12 protein-coding genes are annotated in these 15,417 nt (G+C 65.4%); 4 read left to right on the top strand and 8 right to left on the bottom strand.

All coding sequences use genetic code 11. From position 1 onward, the window contains the following. The first annotated feature begins 1 nt into the window (after position 1). A complete protein-coding gene (locus tag J2X56_RS03615; protein WP_409025209.1) occupies positions 2–1,411 on the top strand; it encodes a sensor histidine kinase in 1,410 nt (469 codons plus the stop codon). On the opposite strand, the gene J2X56_RS03610 is transcribed toward J2X56_RS03615, so the two are convergent. The 8 genes from J2X56_RS03610 to J2X56_RS03575 form a co-directional block, all read right to left on the bottom strand. After that, on the bottom strand, positions 1,405–3,432 hold the full coding sequence (locus J2X56_RS03610) for a c-type cytochrome (RefSeq protein WP_310159346.1): 2,028 nt from the start codon (positions 3,430–3,432) through the stop codon (positions 1,405–1,407). The two genes, J2X56_RS03615 and J2X56_RS03610, sit on opposite strands and share 7 nt — an antisense overlap. Positions 3,433–3,773: 341 nt before the next feature. Continuing rightward, positions 3,774–4,337 carry a cytochrome b gene (locus tag J2X56_RS03605; RefSeq protein ID WP_204726414.1) on the bottom strand — a complete coding sequence of 188 codons (564 nt, stop codon included), beginning with the start codon at positions 4,335–4,337 and terminating at the stop codon, positions 3,774–3,776. Between the two features lie 93 nt (positions 4,338–4,430). Beyond that, complete coding sequence (locus J2X56_RS03600) at positions 4,431–5,786, bottom strand: ATP-binding protein (RefSeq protein ID WP_310158278.1); 1,356 nt, start codon at positions 5,784–5,786, stop codon at positions 4,431–4,433. After that, entirely contained in the window at positions 5,783–6,454 is a 672-nt protein-coding gene (locus J2X56_RS03595) for a response regulator transcription factor (protein WP_310158276.1), read from the bottom strand. The genes J2X56_RS03600 and J2X56_RS03595 overlap by 4 nt, the downstream gene beginning before the upstream one ends. Positions 6,455–6,583: 129 nt before the next feature. Then, positions 6,584–8,203 carry an ABC transporter substrate-binding protein gene (locus tag J2X56_RS03590; RefSeq protein ID WP_310158274.1) on the bottom strand — a complete coding sequence of 540 codons (1,620 nt, stop codon included), beginning with the start codon at positions 8,201–8,203 and terminating at the stop codon, positions 6,584–6,586. A gap of 142 nt (positions 8,204–8,345) precedes the next feature. After that, positions 8,346–9,044 carry an HAD-IA family hydrolase gene (locus J2X56_RS03585; protein WP_310158272.1) on the bottom strand — a complete coding sequence of 233 codons (699 nt, stop codon included), beginning with the start codon at positions 9,042–9,044 and terminating at the stop codon, positions 8,346–8,348. A 573-nt stretch (positions 9,045–9,617) separates the two neighbouring features. Then, positions 9,618–10,850, bottom strand: a complete 1,233-nt coding sequence (locus J2X56_RS03580) for a HipA domain-containing protein (protein WP_310158271.1) — start codon at positions 10,848–10,850, stop codon at positions 9,618–9,620. A 1-nt stretch (position 10,851) separates the two neighbouring features. Then, the gene (locus J2X56_RS03575) at positions 10,852–11,157 is read right to left on the bottom strand and encodes a helix-turn-helix domain-containing protein (protein WP_310158269.1); all 306 of its coding nucleotides are present in this window, start codon (positions 11,155–11,157) and stop codon (positions 10,852–10,854) included. A 144-nt stretch (positions 11,158–11,301) separates the two neighbouring features. Here J2X56_RS03575 and J2X56_RS03570 point away from each other — a divergent pair, with 144 nt between their 5' ends. From J2X56_RS03570 to J2X56_RS03560, 3 genes are all read left to right on the top strand, one after another. Next, positions 11,302–11,826, top strand: coding sequence for a sigma-70 family RNA polymerase sigma factor (locus tag J2X56_RS03570; RefSeq protein ID WP_310158267.1), 525 nt, complete (start codon positions 11,302–11,304; stop codon positions 11,824–11,826). 19 nt (positions 11,827–11,845) lie between these two features. Further along, positions 11,846–12,880 carry a FecR family protein gene (locus tag J2X56_RS03565; protein WP_310158265.1) on the top strand — a complete coding sequence of 345 codons (1,035 nt, stop codon included), beginning with the start codon at positions 11,846–11,848 and terminating at the stop codon, positions 12,878–12,880. 64 nt (positions 12,881–12,944) lie between these two features. Further along, on the top strand, positions 12,945–15,398 hold the full coding sequence (locus J2X56_RS03560; protein ID WP_121045525.1) for a TonB-dependent siderophore receptor: 2,454 nt from the start codon (positions 12,945–12,947) through the stop codon (positions 15,396–15,398). The last annotated feature ends 19 nt before the right edge of the window (positions 15,399–15,417 follow it).

The following is a 15,417-nucleotide window of genomic DNA, read 5'->3' as shown; positions in this document are numbered from 1 at the left end:
CATGGGTTTTCGCAAACGGCTGCTGCTGGTGCATATGCTGGCCGTAGTGCTGATCGTGACGTGTGCGGCGGCAGCGGGCTGGTGGCTGCTCTCGCAATCCGTGCTGGGCCAGCTCGATGCGGCGCTGCTGGCATTGGGCGAGACCGAGGCGGGTCTGCTGGCGGAAGGTGCGCCCGATGCCATCCACGTCCACGAACCGCGCCCCGGTACGGCGCCGCCTTCGCTGGTGCGGCTGGACCGGCTGGTACAGATCATCGATGCCGACGGGCAGGTGCTCGCGCGCAGCAACAACCTGGGTGCGGGAACCCTGCCGGTCTCGGCCGGCCTGCTCAAGCGCCTGGAGCGCGGGCAGACCGTCTTTGAAACCCTGCCCAAGGCCAGCGAAGAACCCTTGCGCATGGCGGCGGTCCCGGTCCGGCTGGGCGAGCGCAGGTATGCGGTGCTGGTGGCCGGGTCGCTGGACGATGCGGACCATATCGTCGAATCAGCCGCCTTGCTGTTCGGCGGCCTGGCCGTGGCGCTGCTGCTGGCGCTGGCGGCGGCGGGGGCGATTCTCACCGGCCGCCTGTTCGGCACGGTCGAGCGCATCGCCGCGCAGGCGCGCCGCATCAGCGATGCCAGCCTGGGCGAGCGGCTCGCGCATCCGGGCAGCGATGACGAGATCGGGCATCTGGTGGACACGCTCAATTCCATGCTGGCACGGCTGCAGCGCGCCTTTGAACTGCAGCGCAACTTCACCGCCAATGCCGCCCATGAGATCCGCTCGCCGCTGTCGCGCCTGCGCACCGAGATCGAGCTGTCGCTGCGGCGGCCCCGTTCGGTGCAGGAGCAGGTGGCCACCCTGCAATCCTGCCTGGAAGAAGTGGTCGGTCTCACCAGCATGGTGGAAGAGCTGTTGCAACTGGCGCGCCTGGATGCCGGGCAGGAAAGCCGCCAACCCGAGCGCATTGCGCTGGATGCGGTGATGCGCGAGGCCATCGCCAAATGGCAAGCCACGGCCGCTGCGCGCCGCATCCGGCTTGAGCTGCACGCACCGGAGGCGGTCCACGCCAGCGTGGGCGAGCGCGCTGCCTTGCTGGTGTTGAACAATCTGCTGGACAACGCCATCAAGTTTTCCGCGCCTGATTCGGCGGTGGAGATCCGCGTGTTTGCCGAGGGTGGCGGGGCCACGCTGGAAGTGCTCGATCGCGGCCCCGGCATCGCCAGTGGCGACCAGCCGCAACTGTTCGAGCGCTTCTATCGCGGTCGCGCCTCGCAGCAGGGGCAGACCAGCGGTGCCGGACTGGGACTGGCCATCGTGCGTGCCGTGCTGGACGGCTATGGCGCCAGCATTACCCTGAGCAATCGCGGCGATGGCATGGGGGCAGCCTGCCGGCTGCACTTCCCGGATCGCGTGGCGGCACCTCAGTAACGCGCATCGGCCGGTTTATTGTCCCGCGGCCAGTCCCTGGTCTTGGGTGCGAAGTCGGGACGCGGCTGATGCGTGAAGAACTCCGCCACATCCACCGCTTCCTGGTCCGACAGCCCGCCCTGGCCCAGCGGGAAACGGTCATGCAGGGCGATCGGCATGTTGCGCTTGACGAAGGCAGCAGCGGTATAAGTGCGCGCCATGCCGGCACCGATGTTGAAGGACTGCGCGCCCCACAGCGCCGGGTAGACCCACTGGCCGGACGGGCTGCGGATGCCTTCGCCCTGCGCGCCATGGCAGGCGGCACACTGCGCGTGGTAGATGCGTTCGCCATTGACCGGATCGGGCTTGAGTTTCTGATCGATCTTGCCGATGCCGCGTCCCGGTACTTTTTCACCGGGCTGCGCGTCACGGCGCATCCACTCGATGTAGGCCAGCATGGCCTGCATGTCCTGCGATCCCGGCGGCAGGGGCTTGCCATTCATGGAGCGGGGGAAGCAGCCATTGATGCGATCTTCCAGCGTGATGACACGCCCGGCCCGTGCCGCGTAACTCGGGAAGGCGGCCGACACGCCCACATAGGGCGACCCGCCGCCGACGGTGCCCGCATTGAGATGGCAACTGGCGCAGTTCAGTCCGTTGCCGACGTGCTGCGGCAGCAGTCGGCCGGTCTCGATATTGAGGCGGGCACCAAGAATGAGCTGTGCGGCATTTTTTTCTTTCAGCATGTCAGCCAGGCGCGGCGCTTCGAAGCGCGGCCCCACCGTATTTGCCGGCTGCGCGCCCAGTTCGGCACGCAGCCGTGCGACCTGGCGCTCGCTGATATCCGCCTGTTGACGGCCGCCCCAGCTGGTCCGCGCAAAGTTGAGAATCTCGGCAATCTCGCCATCGCTCAACACGGAAAACGCCGGCATGCTCATTGCCTTGGGCTGGGCATGGGTGCGCGCCGCACGCCAACCGGTGAGCATGATGTGGATCAGCGAGGCGGGCTCATTGCTTTGCAGGGTCGGATTGCCCGCCAGCGGCGGGAACAGCCCCTGCACCCCGTTGCCGTCGCTACGATGGCAGGTGGCACAGAACTGCACGTAACCCAGCCCGCCGCGCGAGAGGTAGAGGTCGGCCGGGATGGCAGCGGCGACGGGTGCGGCGGTGGCCTGCGGCGGGCGCTGGCGCGCCGGCGAGGGCAGGCTGGCCAGATACGTGCCGATGGCCAGCAGATCCTCGTCGCTCATGTATTGCGTGCTGTGCTGGACCACGTCGACCATGTTGCCTGCCACCGTACCGAAGCGGTTGCTGCCGGTGCGCAGCAGCCCGGCCACATCCGCGGGCTGCCAGCGGCCGCGAAGGTCGAGCGCGCGCCAGTTCTCTACCGTCTCGCCGGAGAGGAACAGCGGACCATTGCTGCCGGATTCACTCATGGCTTTTTCCTGCATGCCGATACCCCGCGGTGTATGGCAGGCCCCGCAGTGCCCCGGCCCCTGCACGATGTAGGCTCCACGATTCCATTGGGCCGACTGTGCAGGATCGGGCCGGAATGGACCGGCTTGCAGGAAGGCCATGTTCCATAGCGCCATCCCCCAGCGCTGGTTGAAGGGGAAGGACATCTCCAGCGGCCGGTTGGGTAGCGCCAGCGGCGTGACCGCCTGCATCAGGTAGACATAGAGCGCGCGCATGTCCTCTTCGCTCATTTTGGCGTAGGACGGGTAGGGCATCGCGGGATAAAGATGGCGGCCGTCCGCCGTTACGCCCTCACGCATGACGCGATCGAATTGGGCGAAGCTGTATTGCCCGATTCCGGTCTGGCGATCTGGCGTGATGTTGGTGGAATACAGCTTGCCGAACGGCGTCTCCAGCGCCAGGCCGCCAGCCATCGGCTTGCGCTTGTCTTGCGTATGGCAGGCCACACAGTCGCCCAGCCGGGCGACATAGCGGCCGCGCAGAATTTGCTCGCGGGTACTGGCATCGAGCGCGTCGCTGAAGTCGGAAGGAAGATCGTCGCTCAGGTTGGCCGCGCTCGTCGGCATGGCGACGGCCGGTGCAGCACTGGCCAGCGGTGAGCAGAGCATCAGCGTGGCGAGCAAGAGAAAAATCAGGGGAAGAAGGGGGCGGTGAAGTGTTGTCATGATGGGTCCGGATCGTTATTCCGAGAGTGAAACCTGCCCCATTTAAACCTTGCACTGTGACCACATCGATACGCTGATCGGAAGCCGTTTGATCTTCCGCAAAGACCGCTGGCGCGGCCTCTGTCAGGTTTTTGATGGATTTCACAAACCGGCCTTTCACAACAAAAAACGCCACCCGAAATGTCCGGATGGCGTGGTCGACGAAGGCGGCGCAGCATTCGCTGCGCGGGTGGCAAATCCGCTTACTTGCGTGGCGAGCGCAAGGACATGCGCTGCAGGATGGGCATGCGATCAAACAACTGGTGCCACAGCGCACCCAGCACATGCAGCCCGACCAGGAAATACACCGCATTGCCCATGAATTCATGCACTTCCTTGATGGGACCGCGCACGGCCATGTCCTTGGCCAGAATCACCGGCAGCGTCATGCCGAAGAACACCACATCGCGGCCACCGGCCTGGGTGAACAGGATGCCGGTGATGGGCAGGCCGATCATCACGGCATACAGCAGCAGATGCACGGCGCTCGCGCCCAGCTGCTGCAGGCGCGGCAGCGGCAGTTCGGGCGGCACGCCCAGCAGCTTGCGGGCGATCAGGCGCACCACGACGAACATCAGGACCAGTTGACCGGCATGCATGTGCACCGTGCGCAGCAGGTCGCGCAGCGGGTCGCCCTTGGGGATGTCGTCGCGGTATTCGATGGTGGCCAGCGCCACCACGAACAGGATGAACATCAGCCAGTGCAGGGCGGCGTAGAGGGGGTGGTAGCGGGTGCCTTGCCCGAGGGCATTATTGGTTTTGTTCATCTGGGTTCCCATTGGAAAAATGAGCCTGCATGGTAAGTCAGGAAACTTAGTTCAGCATTAGCCTCGTGCAAGAAACTGCTGACCAAACCTGACTCAGGCCTGCCCCGGCGCAGGAATATCCAGGATCACGCGCAATCCGGTCTGTGATTTCTCATCCGTTGCCGCCAGCCCGATCATGATATCCAGCCGCGCCGCCACCGACTGCACGATGGCCAGCCCCAGGCCAGCACCGGGAGCGGCTGCGGGATCGAGTCGATGGAAGGGCTGGAACACGCGCTCGCGCTCGCTGGCCGGAATGCCGGGACCATTGTCGGTGATCTCGAGACGCACGCGCCCCGGCGGCGTCTGAGCCGCTGCGGCGAGCGCCAGGCTGATGCAGCCGCCCGCCGGCGTATAGCGGATCGCGTTGTCGATCAGGTTGCTCAGCAGCAAGCCGAGTTCTACCGGATTGCTGTCCACCTCGGCCGTCAGCGGTCCGTCCACGCCAAGGTCGATGTCCTTTTGCTGAGCCAGCGGCAGCAGGTCCTCCAGCATCGGCCGCACGGCCTCGCGCAGCAGCAGCCGTGTGCGCGGCGAGGCTGCCGTTTGATCCTGGGCGCGGGCCAGGGCGAGCATTTGGGTGACCAGCATGCGCGCGCGCTCCAGTCCTTGTTCCAGACGCTGCAAGCGTGCGCGGGCGGTATCGGAAAGCTCGCTCTGCTGCAGTCCTTCTGCCTGCAGCGAGAGTGCGGCCAGGGGCGTGCGCAATTCGTGCGCGGCATCGGCCACGAAGCGGCGCTGTGCCGTCATCGCCTCTTGTACGCGCGCCAGCAGGCGATTGATGGCGTCGACGAAGGGGCTGATTTCAGTGGGCAGGCCTTGGGTGGCCAAGGGATCGAGCTGATCATCGCGCCGCTGGTCGATCTCGCGGCGCAGTTGGGCCAGCGGCGCGAAGAGCGTGCGCATGATGCGCCGGAGTGCCAGCAGCAGCACCGGTACCAGAAGCAGGACGGGAATCACTGCGCGCCAGGCACTGCGCGATGCAATGCCATCGCGCACATCGGTTTCCTGCGCCAGCGCGATGCGGCGGCCGGAAGGAAGCGGCTGGACATAGACGCGGAAATTCTCATGAAACATGACGGCCGTCTGGAAGCCGTCCCGCAGGCCCGAGGGCAGCGGCAAGGCGGCAACCGCCGATGGGGACTGGCCCGGCTCGGGCAGCCATTGCACGCTGATGCGCGATTCATGATCGGCACCGGGGTAGCTGCCCACCGCGCCATCCTCGGGCAGGGTGCCGCCCAGGCGGGCGATGAGTGTGCCCACCTGCAGCAACAGGTCGTCCTGCTGCCGGATCGAATCGCGATAGGCGCTGAGGAAGCCGAAGGCCCCGGCACACAGGGCCACCGCCAGTATGGCCAGCGTCAGCGCCAGCGACAGCCGTGCTTGCAGGGAGCGTTGCAGGGGTGTCATGAAGCGCTTGCTCCGCGCGCCACCATCCAGCCCATGCCACGCACATTCCTGATGGCCGTACGATCCAGTTTCTTGCGCAATGCATGGATCAGGAATTCGACCGCATTGCTTTCCACTTCCTCGCCCCAGCCATAAATCCGTTCTTCCAGTTCGCTGCGCGACAGGATCGCGCCAGGGCGATGCATGAGTGCCTGCAGCAGGGCGAATTCGCGGGCCGACAGCGTCACCGGCGCCTGGCCTTGCCAGCGGGCGGTCTTGTCGGCCAGATCCATAGACAGTTCGCCATTGTCCAGCACCACCGTAGCCGCCCCCGACTTGCGCCGCATCACCGCGCGCAGGCGCGCCAGCAATTCGCCCATGGCAAAAGGCTTGAGGATGTAGTCGTCGGCACCGCTGTCGAGTCCGTCGATGCGGTCCTGCACGCCATCGCGGGCGGTCAGGATCAGTACCGGCGTGGTGGCGTGCCGGCGCATCTGGCGCAGTACCGACAAGCCATCGGCACCGGGCAGGCCCAGATCCAGCAGGACGGCGTCGTAGTCCTGCTGGTCCAGGGCAGCATGCGCGGCGTTGCCGTCGCGCACCCAGTCCGCCGCGTAGCTGGCCTCCCGCAGGGCCGCGCGGACTTCCTCGCCAATCATGGCGTCATCTTCCACCAGCAGAATTCGCATCGCTTGCCATGCCTCCTTCAATGCATCCGGCCATCGGATGGTGCCAGAGTCTAAGGCAAAAGCGCGAGTGACTGCGGAAAAGTGAGCCAGGCCGCCGTCGGACAAGCCCTCCAGCTTGTATGGATCAAATCATGAATCGAGCCATACATGCTCGGCAAAGGAGTAGCCCATCATGCCGCCCAGCGGAATCGGCGAGAGTCCCTTGACCTTGCTGCTGTAGCCATCCAGCAGGGCGAGGAACATGGGGATGCCGATCCCGGCTTCCTCATGGATGATGGTTTGCATGTCTCCATACATCTGTTTGCGCTTGCCGACATCGATCTCGGCCCGCGCGGCCGTGAGCAGCTGGTCGAACTTCTCGCTCTTGAAGCGCGACTCGTTCCACGCCGCCTGTGACTGGAAGAACTGGGTGAGCAGCACGTCGGCACTGGGGCGCGGGTTGACGTTGCCGAAGCCGACCGGATTGCTGAGCCATTGGTTAGACCAGTAGCCTTCCGGTGGCATGCGCTTGAGTTCCAGGTCCAGTCCGACGCGCTGTGCGGTCTGCTGCAGCACCGTGGCGATGTCCACCGAACACATGGCCGCCGCCGAACAGACCAGCGGTATCTTGCCGGTCACGCCGGACTTCTGCAGGTGGTATTTGGCCTTGTCCAGATCCATCTGGCGCTGCGGCAGGCCGGCGAGGTAGAAGGGGTTGGTCGGATCGATCGGCTGGTCATTGCCCAGCACCGCATGGCCGCGCGCAATGTTCTTGCGCATGACCTCACGGTCCATCAGGTACTTCATGGCCAGCACGAAATCGGGGTTGCTGCCGGGGCCCACATCCTTGCGCAGGATCAGGTCGGTATAGGCGCCGGATGGCGTTTCCAGTACCGCAAAGCCGGCACTGCCCTTGATGCGCTCGATGGAACGCGGATTGAGGTTGGCCACCAGATCGAGTCCGCCCGAGAGCAGGGCGTTGACGCGCGCATTCTCGTCGCCGATGCCGACGAACTCAATCTCGTCCAGGTAGGGCTTGCCGGGTTTCCAGTAATTGTCGTTGCGTACCACCACCGAGCGGATGCCGGGAGTGAATTCCTTGAGCTTGTAGGGACCGGTACCGATGCCGGCGCTGAAGTCGGTGGTCCCGGCCTTCACGATGTGGAAGTGGAAGGTGCCGACGATGACCGGCAGGTCGGCATTCGGCGCGGTCAGCGTGACGGTCACTTCATCGGGGCCGGTTTCCTTGACGCTCTCGATCTGGTCGGCCAGGGTCTTGGCCTTGGAGGCGGTGGCCGGATCCTTGTGGCGCATCAGCGAGAACACCACGTCGGCCGGCGTAAGCGGCTTGCCGTCGTGGAAGCTGACACCCCGGCGCAGCTTGAACACCCACACCCTGGCATCCTTGCTGATGAAGGATTCGGCCAGCGCCGGTTGCGGCGTGAGGCTGGCATCCAGCGCGGTCAGGCCGTTGTAGAGCATGGTGCCGCGCGAGTAATCGGTCTTGTTGGATTGCTTGGCGGGATCGAGCGTGTCGCTGACCGATGCCGTGTCGCCGCCCACGCGCAGCTTGCCGCCGCGGCGCGGGGTCTGGGCGTAGGCACTGGCGGCGCTGGTGGCAAGACCGCCCGCCAGCGTGGCTTGCATGCCCCCGGCCAGCAGCATTTTGAGAATGTCGCGCCGGCTGGCACCGCGCTTGAGGCAATCCATCAGGCCAGCGGTGTCGCTGGCGCCGAGCAGGTCGAGTTTGTTCTTGCTGTTGTGGTCCATGGTGCAGCTCCCTGTGTTGTTGAGGCGTGAGAAGACCGGCGGGGCGATGGCGGCCCGCCTGGACTCGGATGCACTGATGCAAGCCGGCACGGCGCTGCGTGCCGGTGAATGCGGACTCTGCGGTCCGCTGTGAGGGTGAAGCTTATTGCCCCGCTTCTACCGCATCGGCCAGTTGCGCCAGCGTGTGGAAGTGGTAATCGGGGACGGTGTGCTCGGAGGCGATGGTGCCGCCCGAGCTGGACTTGCCGTGACGGCGCTCGATCCAGCAGGTGGTGATGCCCAGGCGCTTGGAGACGCCGATGTCGTGATACTGGCTTTGCGCCACATGCAGGTTGTCGGCCTGGCGATAGCCCCATGCGCCTTCGAAGCGGCCGCGGGCGTAGGCGAAATATTGCGGGTCGGGTTTCTCGCAGAGGGCGTCGTCGCAGCTCAGCAGCAGGTCAAACGGTTCGCCAAGGGTGCGGGCGAAGTGTTGCAGGGCCCAGGTTTGCGCATTGGTCATGGTGACCAGCTTGTAATGCTTGCGCAGGCGTTGCAGCGCCTCGACCGAATCGGCAAAGGCCGGCCAGTCGGCCACCGAATCGCGCAGGCCGCGCGCCAGTTCCGGGGTGTCGGGCAGACCCAGGCCCGGGGCGATGACATGCCAGCAGCGCTCGAGGTCATCCGGATACCAGCCGGTGTTGCCATCGCTGCGCGCGGCGCGATAGGCGGCCAGGAAATCCTCGTCCGAGATCTTGCAGTCGGGAGCGGCCTTGCGCAGGTACGCGAGCATGCCGCCTTCGAAATCGATGAGAGTGCCGACGACGTCAAACGTGAGTACCTTGAAATCCTTCAGAGGCATGTCTTGCTCCAGAAAAAAGGGAATGACGATGAGAGTGGGGGACCTGGCCACGAATGGCTGCGCGGGGGCCAGTGGGTCCAGAATACGGGCGCGGGTGCGGGAGCTTGATGCAAAAAAGGCCACTCAAACCGCACAGAATTTTTTTCTGGTCGGCTGCTACAGCACGCTGTGGCAGCCGTTCCCGGCCTCTTCCGCCGGGCGAGAATCCGCGCCTGCGCGTTCTCATCACGGGGCCGCCACGCTGCAGCATGGCGAGGTGGCGGTTGCCTTGTCGGGCAGCCGCAAGATGGTCAGTCTGTTGGAGGGTCGGCGGAAGAAGCGCCGGGCAGGGAAACAACGAGGCTGGGATGGAACTCAGGCAGGCGCGGCAGAGGATGCCACGAGAAGAAAGCAGATGAGTCCCCCCCGAGCTGCCGACGCCGCGCTATGCGGGCCGATCTTTTCCCCCCTCCAGGGTGACTCATCTACCAGCGGCATTCTAACGGGGCTTGCCGGGAATGAAACTAGTCCATTTGGACTGGTCAGGGCACGCACATTACGTTCCGGAGCGCGCGGCGCAGAGCATGGACGCGTTCAACGGCCGGCATCGATGCAGGTCCCCAGCAGCTGAAGATCGGTACGGCTTACCCCGCACTCCGCGAAGAGCGTGCGCCAGCCCGCAACACAAGATCGCACCTCCTCGATGATCGTCCGTGCTTCTTCCGGCGTGAGAAGGAAACGGCGGGATTGCGACAGGGCGTTGATCGTCGTGCTGGCAGCACCATGGTCCCCCACGCCGATGGATTGCGGCAGATAGGCGGCATCCAGATGCGGAAGCAGGTCGAAGGCGGGAGAGAGTCGATAGCGGCCACGCGTATCACGCAGCAGAGCATGATTGCGCATGTGGTCATCAACATTCCCGATCAGGATGTTGAAGACCATCCGGCGGAACAAGGCGTGAGCGTCCCGCACGGCATAATCGTCCAGCGGACGCAGGGCTTCGGCGATACCGGCATAGGAGTAACGGGTTCGAAGGAGCCCGGGGTCTACCTGGTCGATGTCGATGAGGCTGTTGGCGCTGAGATAATGAAGACGGCGTCCATCGTCCGTGCGGTCGAATCGGGTCAGCAGAAGCAGAGAACGGCTCCCCAATGTCACGAGTTCAAAGTCGGGTACGTCGATGCCGGCCTGGTGCGCCAGACGCAGTGTGGCGTATTCAACCGTCGGAACGTCGAATCGATCGTCGAGGCGGCTGAACTTGGCGATGGCCTCCCGGCCTTCATGCAGCACCACGGTCTTTGGCCGGACACCGCCAAGGCTGGCACCGGGAAAGAACAGGCGCAGTGCTTCCTCATCCAATTCGCTATCCGGGTCACCCGCCAGGGCCTCGATCGCATGGGTCTGCCGCTCGTCCAGTCTCGACAATGGCTCGGGCCGGTTACCGGGCACGGGTACCACCGAATGGTGTTCGGAGAATCCCAGGCAGCCCGATCCGAAATGCCAGCAGTGGATGAACCAGTCTACCGGCGTCTCGGGCTGTGGGCGGCCGTACTGGCGATTGATGCTGGCGGTCAGGCGCACACCCCAGGCGTTTGGTCCGGCATCGGAGAGCACGCCGAAGGAGCCATCACGGCGTCGGCGCACTGTATGCAAGTCAGTCTGGAGCGGTAAGTGAACCGGGTCGAGCGAGAACGCGTCAGGGTGTGCAACGTAGTGCTTGCCGTAGCCCAGCCTGCCGTCGCCGTTGGCGTCGAGCGCGAAACCGGCCACCGGGCGGGGCGCGTCCGGATTGGAGCAATCGAAGACAGTGCAGGCTGTTTGCCGCATGTCAGAAGTCCTGATCGACTATTGGCGACGGCGCATCGCGCAAGTGCCGCGGAGTTTCCGGGCGGTTGACCAGCAATTCAACATCCGATAGCTCTTGCAAGGCTTCCAGTACGGCGAGGAAGCCGCCAATGGAAACGCCCGGGTCACCCAACTCCAGTCTGCCCAAGGTCGAGCGGTGGATGCGGGTGATCTGCTCCAATTGCGACAACGACAATTTGCGCGCTTTGCGCGCGCGCCGGATTCGCAGTCCAAGCTGGGTCAGCGTGTCGTGTACTGTCGCAGTAAGGAAATCCGGTTTATGGCGCATAAATGCATCATGCAGAGAATAATGATGTATTTATACAGCATTAAAACATCCATCGCAACGCAGCGTACCTTTCCCACCGTTGTCAAACTTCATATCCGTCGCTAAAATGAGAATTATTATTATTTAGAGACTGCCGGCTCCCTCATGTCCGTCCCGCACCCCGCCGACGCCCAGCGCATCGACTCGCTCTACCGCGAGCATCATGGCTGGCTGCAGCAGTGGCTGCGACGCAAGCTGGGTAGCAGCAGCGATGCGGCCGATCTGGCCCAGGATACCTTCCTGCGGGTGCTGGGCAAGCCGCAAGTGCTGGCTGAAGTACGCGAACCGCGCGCCTGGCTGACCCGCATCGCGCAGGGCCTGGTGGTGGACAAGGTCCGGCGCGACGAGGTCGAACGCGCCTGCCTGGAGGCCATCGCCCATCTGCCGGTACCGGAAGTGATCTCGCCCGAGGCCAGGATGCTGCTGGTCGAGGCACTGGCCACCATCGACGCCATGCTGGAAGGCCTGGGAGCCAAGCCGCGCGAGGCTTTCCTGATGTCCCGGCTGGACGACCTGGGCTATGCCGAGATCGCCCGGCGCATGGGCGTCTCGCTGAGCAGCGTCGAAAAATACATGGGGGCCGCCATCCGCCATTGCTATCTGATGCGGCAAGCCTGGCAAGCCAGCTGAAGCACATCCTCTCACGCTGATGTCCGCCAATCCAATGCCTTCGGCCCCACCTGATCCGGTCCTGGAACAAGCCATCGCCTGGCTGGTTCAGCTGCGGGCGCAGCCCTCCGGTGTGGCGCCGGATCCCGCCTTGCAGGCCCGCATCGATGCCTGGCGCGCGGCAGATGGCCGTCATGAAAGCGTGTGGTCCGAGCTGATGGCATCAGAAGCCCAATTCCAGCGACTGGTGGCCTTGCCGGTCGCGCCCGCGCAATGGCAGCAACCGCTCTCGGCGCTGAACCGCTCGCGCAGCCGCCGCCAGTCGCGTCGTCGCTGGCTGGGCGGGGTGGCTCTGGGCCTGGGCAGCGTAGCCCTGGCCAGCCTGGCCGCACGCCAGGCCGGGCTGTTCGATAGCCTCGCCGGCCAGCGCTACGCCACCGGGACCGGCGACCAGCGCCGCGTGACCCTGGGCGACGGCACGCAACTGGCCCTCAATACCGCGACGGCCGTGCGCCTGCAGTTCGATGGGGAGCAGCGCCTGATCGCGCTGGAACACGGCGAAATCTTCATCGATACCGGGCGCGATGCACTCTCGCCCCGCCATCGCCCCTTCCTGGTCCAGACGGCCCAGGCTCGCCTGCAGGCGCTGGGTACGCGCTTCGCCGTGCGCCAGCAAGAGGGCGTGACCCGCCTGAGCGTGCTGGAAGGGCGGGTGGCCGTGGACCCGGGGCAGGGCACGCGCACCGTGATCGTCCCCGGCGAAACGGTGGAGATCGATACGCGCGGCGAGCTGCGGCGGCAGGCCATTCCGGCGGCCGCCATGGACCCCACGGCCTGGCTCGATGGCTCGCTGGTGGCGCGCGACATGCGCCTGGGTGATGTACTGGCCGAGATGGCACGCTATCGCCACGGATGGCTGGTCTGCGAGGACGCCGTGGCATCCCTGAAGGTGTCGGGCGTGTTCCAGCTGCGCGATGGCGATGCAGCGCTGGAGTCGCTGGCGCAAGCGCTGCCGGTGCGCATCGAACAGCGTACCCGCTTCTGGGTCCGGGTGACGGCGCTAAACAGCCGATAAGAATTTTCTGGCAGGGATTGCGGGTTTTGGGGGCCTGCTTCGGCATACCTCATGAAACCAGTGAATGTTCTTGTCATTTTCCATGCCCGCCTTCATCCCGCCGCGACTGCACGCTGACCGTCTGCGCCGCCCCTGCCTCGTGCTCGGGCTGCTGCTGGCCTGTGCCGTGCCGCGCTTCGGCGGATTCGCCTGGGCGCAGGAGGCGAGGGCGGTGCATCGCCATTACCAGCTCGGTGCCGGACCGCTGGACGAAGCCCTGAACCGGTTCGCGCGTCTGGCCGGCATCACGCTCTCCTATGCGCCGGACATGGTGCAGGGCCGAACTGCCCCCGCCCTCGACGCCGATCTGGCGGTGGAAGATGCCCTCGCGCAGCTGCTGGCCGGATCTGGCCTGCGGGCCATGCGCACCCCGGGCGGCGGCTATGGCCTGCAATGGCAGGGGCCGGCGCGCTCCGGCAATGACCTCATCCCCGAGCAGGGCCAACGCCTGAAACAGGTCGTCATCATCGGCCGTCCCGACTCTCTGGCGATGCACGAGGGGCAGCCAGACTACGCCGCCACCCACGGCCAGACTGCAACCCGCACCGCCACACCGCTGCTGGAGATCCCGCAATCGCTCTCGGTCGTCACGCGTGAGGAAATGGACGCACGCGGAGCCGCCAGCGTCATGGACGCGCTGCGCTACCTGCCGGGGGCCAACACCCAGACCCATGGCGTGGATCCGCGTGGCTACGACTATTTCAACCTGCGCGGCTTCATCAATGCGCAGAACACCAGCAACTACCTCAACGGCCTGCGCCAGCTGGTGGCGGGCTTCGGCATGTTCCGCACCGAAGCCTATGGACTGGAGCGGGTCGAAGTACTGCGCGGCGCGGCCTCGGCCACCATCGGCCAGGCCGATCCGGGCGGCGTGGTCAATCGCATCAGCAAACTGGCCGGCGCGGAGTCGCTCGATGAACTGATGCTGTCGGCGGGAACGTTCAACACGCGCCAGCTGGCCGCCGACCTCAGCGGCACGCTGGATGAAGACGGACAGGCGAAGGCGCGTCTCGTGGCACTGGTGCGTGAGAGCGATACCCAGTTCCGTTACGGCAATGGCCGCGCCGTGGAGAACGACCGCCTGTATCTGGCCCCCTCGCTCAAGCTGCGCCTGAGCAGCGACACCAGCCTCACCTTGCTGGCCGACTACCTCAAGGACCGCAACGGCAGCAGCCGCTGGACCGCCGTCAATGCCGACGGCAGCCTCACCCACACGCTGGTGGGCGATCCCGGCATCGACCGCCAGCGCGGCGAGCAATGGTCGCTGGGCTGGCAGCTGGCGCATCGCCTGAATGAAAACTGGCAGTTGCTGCAGGACTTTCGCCAGGCCGGCTTGCGGTCGCAGTATTCGGTCCTCAATCCGGTCAGCCTCAGTGGCAGCGTGCTTACCCGCATGGCGGCACGCTACGACACGCAACTACAAAGCAGCCAGCTCGATACGCGCCTGCAAGGCCAGTTGCAGCAGGGCGATGCCGAACATGTGGTGGTGCTGGGGCTGGACCTGACTCGCCTGCATCAGGACGAGCAGCGTTATCGCGGCAGCGCACCCAGTCTGGACCTGGACGCACCGGTCTACGGCCTGCCCATCGCCATGGCCTCGCAACTGGCCGCGCGCTTGCAGGAGGACATGCAGCAGACCGGGCTCTACGTGCAGGACCAGATTCGTGACGGCGCACTGGTCTGGACGCTGGGCAGCCGCTACGACCGCGTCACCGACACCACCCGCAACCTGAGCACGGCAGTGCGCACCGACACGCGCGCCCATGCGCTCAGTCATCGCGCCGGTGTGTCGTGGAAACTGATGCCGTCGCTGGTGCCGTATCTGAGCGTGAGCACATCCTTCCTGCCGCAGCCTGGGCAGGACGTAGCGGGCCGGCCATTTTCCCCCAGCCACGGACGTCAGATCGAAGCCGGCATCAAGTTCCAGCCCGAGGCGGGGCGGGCGCTCTACACCGCTGCGCTGTTCCAGACCAGCAAGGATCACGTTCTCACCAGCGATCCGCAGAACGCCAATTTCTCGGTCGACCAGAGCCAGGTACGCTCGCGCGGCCTGGAACTGGAAGCGCGCGGTGCGCTGTCACCTGGACTGAACCTGCTGGCGGCCTACACCTGGACGCAGGCCATCAATACGGCCCATGCCGATCCGGCGTTGGTCGGCAAGACGCCGATGCTGGTGCCGCGCCATGCCGCCAGCCTGTGGCTGGACTACACGCCGGGCGAGGACTTGCCCGGCCTGGGCATGGGTGCCGGCGCGCGCTATACGGGGGCCAGTTACGCCAATGCCGACAACAGCGTGCGCAACGCCGCCACGGTGCTGCTCGACGCGATGTTGCGCCTGGACCAGGGCCATTGGCGCTATGCCCTCAACGTCAGCAACCTGGCCAATCGCCGCAGCACGTCCTGCCTGGCCGAGCCGACGCTGACCTGTTTCTGGGCCGAGGAGCGCACCGCCGTGCTCAGTGCCCGCTATCGCTGGTAGCACTTCACGAGGAGACCCG

The organism is Herbaspirillum sp. 1173, from assembly GCF_031455335.1.
GTDB lineage: Bacteria > Pseudomonadota > Gammaproteobacteria > Burkholderiales > Burkholderiaceae_D > Herbaspirillum > Herbaspirillum huttiense.
Note: the sequence above shows the minus strand (reverse complement) of the source record. Positions and strands in the feature narration are given on the sequence as shown.